The organism is Nocardia carnea, from assembly GCF_029869215.1.
Taxonomy (GTDB): domain Bacteria; phylum Actinomycetota; class Actinomycetes; order Mycobacteriales; family Mycobacteriaceae; genus Nocardia; species Nocardia carnea_B.
In genome coordinates, this window is record NZ_JARWPM010000211.1 from 1 (window position 1) to 7487 (window position 7487).

Sequence of the window (7487 nt, forward strand, 5' to 3'; positions counted from 1 at the left end):
CCCGTCGGTTTCGTCCGCATCGTTGTACAGATCCGGCCCGGCATCCGCATACCGCGGAGCAGCCACCAACGGATAACCCAGAAACGACGACAACCCCGACAACGCCGCATCCCACCGATTCGAACCCCGCCCCAACACAAAATGCCCACCCTGATTCACCAACCACCCATACGGATAATCCCGAGACGGAAAACTCCGCGGATCCGCCCCCACCACAAACCCACCACCACCATCGGACAACAACGACTCCAACGGCCCCTGCACACCCGGAAACTCCAACGGAGCCAACTGCCCAGGACCGAAAACCCGCCCCCGCGACGGATCCATCAACCGCATCGGCGGCCCCGCACGATTGAACACCGGCACCACCAACGGCACCGGCACCGGCCGAACCACCGGACCCCGCCCCGACGCATCCACCGTCGTATCCGGCGGCAACGCAATGAATCCGAACTGCACCGTGCTGTGCACGATCTGATCCGGCAACTGTTCCCATGTCGTATTGCTCGCGGGATCCCACCACTGCGGCCGGGTCGGGGAACTGGTCTGATTACCGTCCGAGGCGATGACCGGGAAGATCAGGGCCAGCGGCATGATGCCGGAGACCACATACTCCTCGTTGTCATCTCGCGCCAGATCCCCGGTGGCGGGGTCGACTTCGCCGATTGCCACGAATGCCACGGCCGCCGAACCCGGCCCGAGGTGACCAACCCAGTCGTGTAGTGCAGCGAATTGCTGCGGGGCCGGGATCTCACCGAAATGATCGGGCTGGGTCTGCAGCCATTCGATGACCCGCTCCATCCCGGCGGCTTCGTCCGCGCGGTCGTACCTGTCGCCGGCATCCGGATTCCGGGGGGCGGCTACCAGCGGATTACCACGGAACGACGACAGTCCCGCCAGCAGCGCGTCCCAGCGGTTCGCGAACCGGGATGCCGGGCGGCTCCTGCCGCCATTGATCATCCAGCCGTACGGATAACCCGGTGTCGGATAGCTCCGCGGGTCCGCGCCGACCACGAAACCGCCGGTGCCGGAGCGCAAGACATTTTCGAGCGCCCGCTGCTGACCGGGATGCTCGAGCGGAGCCAGCCCACCCTGCCCGGAAGGCCGCCGCGCGGCCGGATCCGGCAGCCGCGCCGGCGGTGCGGGACGGCCGAGCGCCGGTACCACCGCCGGACGCGGCCGGGGCGGCACCGGCTGTTGCGGCACCGGCACCGGCTGCCGGGCGGACGCGCTGACCACGGTGCGCCCCGGCGGAATCACCACGGACATGACCAGGAGCGATTGGTTACGGAAATCCTCGAAGGGTGCGCGAGACATCCTGCCGCTCTGGGGATCCCACCACAGCGGTCCCTCGTCTATCACCGCACCGTTCTCGTCGAGGTTGTCCGGGTCGGGTGCGGGATAGACGACGAGCACGGTATGTTCGGGGCCCTCGACGGGTTCCCCGTCGTCGTCCACCATCGGGTCACCGGTCTCGGGGTCCTCCGCCTGCCACCGGTTGGAGACAATCGCTGCCGACCCCGGCCCGAGTCGCGCCACGTGCGCATGGATCGCGGTGATGCGCTCGGGTACGGTGCCGAATCCGTCCAATGCGTATTCGGCGAGCCCGACCATCCAATGCTGCCGGCCGGAGCCGCCCTGCTCCGGGCCGTCCCAATTGACCTCGCCGTGCGCGACCGCCGGATATATCGGCGCGGCCACCGTGGGACGGCCCAGGAAGGTCGCCAGGCCGGCGAGCACACAATCCTGGCAATTGTTGTCCCGTCCGGGCCTGTTCCCGTGGCCCGGATTGATCATCTCGCCGAACGGTGTACCACCGGGCGGATAACTACTCGGGTCGGCGTACCGGGCGAACCCGTCCGGACGCCGCATCGCATTCTCGAGCGCGTGTTGCAGCGCGGGATCTTCCACCGGCGCGAGGTACCCCGGCCCGAATACCCGCATTTCCGCCGGATCCAGCAACTCCATCGGCGGCTCGGGCAGTACGACCTGCCGGTTCGCGGAAACATTCTCCACGCTGTCTTCGCTCCGCGGTGAATCCGAATCCGCCGGATCCGAGTCCCGCGAATCGTCGTCCGCCGGTTCGTCCACCGGTCCGGGAGCATCGTCGCTGTCCGAAGCGTCCGTGCGGGTTTGTTTCTGCGGCGGCGCACCGGATTCCGGATCCGGCAGCGGCCGTTTCCGCTGCCCGGAACTCGACGACTCGCCGGTCTCGCGTGCGGGCTGTGGCGGGTCGTGCTCGGGCGGGTCACCGGCTGTTTCCTCGGCCGCGACCTGCTGCGGGCCCCGGGCTCCCGCGGACGTATCCAGCGAATGCAGCGCAATCAGTTCGTCTCCGGGTGCCGCTACGAAGGAAATCTCGGTCTCGTTACCGAGCGTGGCGAGCATCGTCGTATGCGGGACGGTCCGGCCGGTCATCGGATCCCACCACACCGGCTCCGTGGGTCCGGTACCGTCGGCGGCAACGGGGCCCGCCGGATAAACCAGCAGCTGCACGGATTCGGCGGGATCGGACGACCCGCGGACGGGCCGGGAAACGACCGCCAGACCCACCGCCCCCGGGCCCAGGTTCCGGATCTCGTCGTAAGCGTGCTGGTACTGCTGCCGCACGGTCCGGTTGCCGGTGGCCAAAGAGGTCAGCCGGTCACCGAACCAGCCCTCGACGCGGGATCGTCCGCGCCGGTGTAGTTCGCGGTCCGGGAGCGGGTGTCCACCCTCGTTGAGATGCTCCCAGTTCGGCACCGCGTAGCGCGGTGCGCCCAGGAAGGAAGTAGCGGCTGCGAGACCGGACTCGTACACACTGATCTGGCCGCCCATGGGATATCCGCCACCGAGGTTCATCAGCTCGCCGTACGGTCGGCCGCCCGGGACCGCCGTGAAGATCCCCGGATGCTGGTACGCGGTGAAACCGCCGTTCCCGTTGCTCAGGGCGGCTTCGAGTTCTTGCCGGTGCTCCGCGGCGGCGAGCACGAGATCCGGGGTGCCGATGGTGAATTCGACCTTCGCCGCGTACTTCACCAGACTCGCCGGTGGCGCGCGGTGAAAGGTACCGGATTGCGGATCGCACCAGATCGGTTCCTGTTCCCCCTCGGGAAGAACCACCACCGTGGCATGTGAGCCGTCGTACTTCGGTGAACCGTCCGGCTCGTACTGCTTCATACCGAAGAAGTTGACCTTGTGCCAGGTGGTCGTGACATAGGCCATCGTGCCCGGGGGCAGCGATTTGATGTGGTCGTGCGCGGCCCGATACTGGTCGGCGACCGATCTCGACCCGTTGTCGAAGCTCGTCTCCCGGGCACCCAGGAAGCGCGCCGCCTGCGCCGGCCCACTGTGGAGATGATCCTTGCTGAATCGGCCGGCCCACGGCGCGGCGACCTGCGGCTTACCGGCGAACGTCGCGAGTAGCGACAGCGAACAATCCTGGCAGTTCTCCGACCGGCCGGGAGCGTCCGGGCCCGGTCCGTTCACCAGCATTCCGTACGGCTTTCCGCCCGCCACCGCCGTGAACGTGGCCGGATTCCGGAACTGCACGAACCCGGACCCGTCCGGATTCCGCACCGCTGCTTCCAGCACCTTGTGGTAGGAGGGCTTCTCGACAGGCCGGAAGGCGGAGCCGACCCGGTCGGCCGCCGGCTGCGGTATCCTCCGCAACTCCTCGGGTGTGAAGCGGCGCGGGCCCGGCCGGAGCGCATCGGGGGACGCATCCGGCGGCGCGCCGGTGGACACCGCGGTCACCGGCGCCGCCGCCTCGCGCCGGTTCGGCGGGTCCGGCGAGCGCACCGGCCCGACCCGCGGGCCGGCATCCACGGCGAACGGAACCGGCACCGCATCGGGCGCCGCACCCGATTTCTGCCGGGAGTCGGTGGCCGGGGCGGGCGGCATGACCTGCTCGGGTGATCGCCGCGGCGCCGGGCTCGACAGCTCGCCGGGCCGGGCACGTCGCGATTCGGGCGCCGGGCCGGATTCCTGCTCGGCCGGCCGCCGGGCCGGCCCGGTGTCGCCGGGCTGAGCAGGTCCGGACCGCTGCTGCTGTGGTCCGGTGTTCCGCTCCGGCTCGGTCGCCGGCTGCACCGGCGTATCCGGCGGAAGCGGTGGAGCGACCGGGGCAGGAGCCGCCGAGAGCCCGGGCGGGGATGTTTCCGGGAGCACCGATACACCGATCTCGTCGGGAACACCCGCGATCGATGCGGGCGGGGAGGCTGTGCGCGACTGTCCCGTATTCGTGTCCTGGGCACCGTCCTGGTTCGGAAGGTCACGCGTGGTGTGCGATGTGGATGCACCCGGTGTGGTGGAGCTACCCGGTTTGTCGCCCGCTCTGGAACTCGGCTGCTCGGTGGCGGAAGCCGAGGCCTGCGTGGGCGCCGAACCGGGTGCGGTAGAACTCGCCGGACCGGCCGGCGCCGCGTTCGGTTGCACGGGAGTGCCGGGCGGCGCCGGCTGCATCGGCGCCACCGGTTGCAGCAGCGGCGGCGCTTGCCGGCCGGTCTCGGTGCCCGAGGGTGCGGTTTCGCCGGTGCCGCCGGAGTGTTCCGGCCCGCCCTCGCGCGACCTGGAGCCGCTGGGGTCCGTATCGCCACTGGGCCCCGAGCCCTCGTTCGGAAGGGCCCGCTGCTCGCCGCGTTCATCGGTGGTAGCGGAATCCGGCCGCTCCCGCGCGTCCTCGTCGATGCGCGGATCGGACTCACCCGAGTTGCTCGTCGGATCCGACCGGTCGGGCCGGCCCGTATCGGATTGATCGAGCCGGTCCGTCGAATCGGACTGACCAGGCTTGTCGATTGCTGCCTCCGAGGCAGCCGGCTGATCGTTGTCCCCCGGTGGCAGGCCCGGCGACGTTTCGCCGACGGGAGCGACAGTGGAACCCGGCTTGTCCCCTTCCGGTACCTTCTCCGGCTCGTGCCCCGAGGTGTGCGAATTCGACGTTTCCCCGCCCACGCCCTGCGGACCCGGTTGTCCGGCGACCGGCGAATCCGGCCGCTGCCCCGGGGGTCCTGATTCCGGTGTCGCTCCGGAACCGTTTCGCCCGTTCGCATCGCCGCCGGCCGGCGTGGTCCGCGTACTGTCGTTTCTCGCCGTCGCCGGTGCATCCGGCGGACCGCCGCGCCGCTCCGGGCCCGGCTGCCCCTCCGCCGGGTTCGGCGGTGCCGCGGAATCCGGGCGCGTCGATTCGCCGGACGGGAATCGTTCGCCACTCCGCCCCGGCGCATCGCCCGATGCGGAGAACCAAGTGCCGGGCGACTGCGATTCGCCCCGCGGGGATCCCGGGCCGCCGGAGGCGAATACCGAACGAGAATCGTCTGCGGGGGCCGAGCCGGATCCCGCATTCCCCCCGCCCGCCGGTCCATCCTGGTACAAAGCGTTTTCGCCGGACGACCCGTCACCGTAGGTGGGCACCGCGCCGGAACGGGGGCCGCCCATGGCGTGGTCCGGATCCCCGAGCCAGTTCCGTGCGCTCGACCAAGGCCCGTTTCCGCCGTGGAAGCCGCTCGCGAAAGTGGTGGGATCCGCCGCACCGACGATGCTGCCCTGAATGAATCCGCCGGCCGTGCCGATACCGGTGATACTCTCGCTCAGACTCTGCCCGGTGACACCGGCGACGAGGAGGTTGCCGAAAATCCCGGCCACGCCGTCCGCGGTGCCACCCACCACGGCGTTGCGGGTCATTCGCCCGAGCATGTTCGTGTTCAACGTGTTGCCGAGGGTCTTGCTGATGAAGTTGTTCGCTCCCCGGGCCACCAGCGACCCCACCGGTTCCGCGGCGCCACCGGCGAAGACGCTCAGGCCGAATTCCTCACCGTTGAATTCGTCGCGCTTTCCGTCGGCCATCTGGCCACCCTGGATGGCCCCGTTGATCAGTCCTTCTTCCGCCGCGCCTTGCAGCACTTCCTCGCCGAGTTCGCCCCAGGCACGCGAAGTGGGCATGGTCAGCTTGCCGTTACCCAGACTGCGCCAGAAGCTGCGCTGGATATTCGGGGCGCCGAGTCGTGAGGCCAGGTTCTGCAGCGTGCGCTGGGTCGCCTGGCGGATGGCCAGCATTATTCCCTGGGTGGTGCCGACCGCCGCGGCCTCCACCGCGGGCGCGGTGGGCGGGAAGAGCCAGGCCAGGGCGATTTCTATGGCGAGCCAGCACAGGGTGATGATGATGTTCAGCTTCGCGGCCTGCAGCTCGGTGCCGAAATCGAAGGTGGTGTCCGAGGTCTCGAGCATGCTCCGGGCCAGCGCCTCGAGCGATTGATCGCCGGTGCGGAACTGGTCGTAGAGGGCCGCGATCTCATCGCGGGCCGCACCCGCCGGATATGCCGCCGCGGCAGCCTCTTTGGCTTGTACGACGGCGGCGAGCAGTGCGAACGTCTCGTCGGAGCCGTCTTTCCAGATCGCCGAGACCGCCCAGGCCGCGTCCTCGTCGCCATCCGGCCATTCCGCGCCGGCGATCCAGCCGAGCCAGCGCATCTCCTCGGGCAGGTAGAGGGTCATCGAAACAGCGGGTCCGAAGTCACTGTGCTGATCACCCTCATCGTCTCTCGACCGATACGGTCAGATTACCGCCGGCCGGGTTAACACCTGGTGTCGCGCAACAGAATTCAGGCGATGCCGGTCACTCGCGCCGCGCCGATCCAGACGCAGGGTGAATTCGGTTCATCCAGCTGCCGAACATCGCCTTTCCGCCCGCCGAACAGTACTGCGTCCGGCCTCGGCCACTGTATGAATGCGCTTCGACCCCATCGGTCCGGCGGATACTCGGCGGTACGGTTGGTGCGATCAGGGTGTTGCTGGAAGGCGGAAAATCAGAATGGATCCCTCACGCTGCGTTGTCCTGGTGCCGGTCGCCAGCCATATCGAACACGCCTGCGACACAGCTCTGAAACAGCTGGAGCGGCGCGGCTACCAGGTGCGGCGCCGGTACGGCTCCGCCGCGATCGACCAGGCGCGCAGCCAGATGGCCACCGATGCGCTGGCCGAGGGATTCGACGAATTGATGTGGATCGATGCGGACACCGGATTCGAGCCGGAGATGGTCGATCTACTACGCGCTCACGATCTGCCGCTGGTCGGTGGCGTATGCGTCAAGAAGAATGCGCGCGCACTGGCCTGTCATATATTGCCCGGCACCGAGAAATTCGTGCTCGGCGAGGGCGGTGGTCTCACCGAGGTCCGTTACACCGGAACGGGTTTTCTGCACACCCGGCGGGAGGTCTACGAGAAGATCGCCGAACACGAGAAACTCCCGGTGTGCAACCTCAGGTTCGGCACCCCCACCGTCCCGTACTTCCTGCCGATGCTGCTACCCGAGGACGACGGCAACCACTGGTATCTGGGCGAGGACTTCGCCTTCGCCGAACGCGCCCGGCGCAGCGGGTTCGACGTGTACGTCGACACGAGCTTCCGCCTGGAACATATCGGCACCTACGGCTACACCTGGGAGGATGCGGGCACCGATAAGCCCCGCTACGCGAGCTACAGCTACCACTTCCGCTGAGGTGGGGGGGGGG

2 protein-coding genes are annotated in these 7487 nt (G+C 68.7%); one reads left to right on the forward strand and one right to left on the reverse strand.

Features of this window, described 5'->3' with window-relative positions; all coding sequences use genetic code 11:
* Positions 1-6471 (reverse strand): toxin glutamine deamidase domain-containing protein (locus tag QH276_RS14830; protein ID WP_280406767.1); only part of this gene is annotated, 6471 nt, incomplete at its 3' end.
* A 316-nt stretch (positions 6472-6787) separates the two neighbouring features.
* Here QH276_RS14830 and QH276_RS14835 point away from each other — a divergent pair.
* Positions 6788-7474: a hypothetical protein gene (locus QH276_RS14835; protein ID WP_280402502.1), complete on the forward strand. Its 687-nt coding sequence runs from the start codon at positions 6788-6790 to the stop codon at positions 7472-7474.
* The last annotated feature ends 13 nt before the right edge of the window (positions 7475-7487 follow it).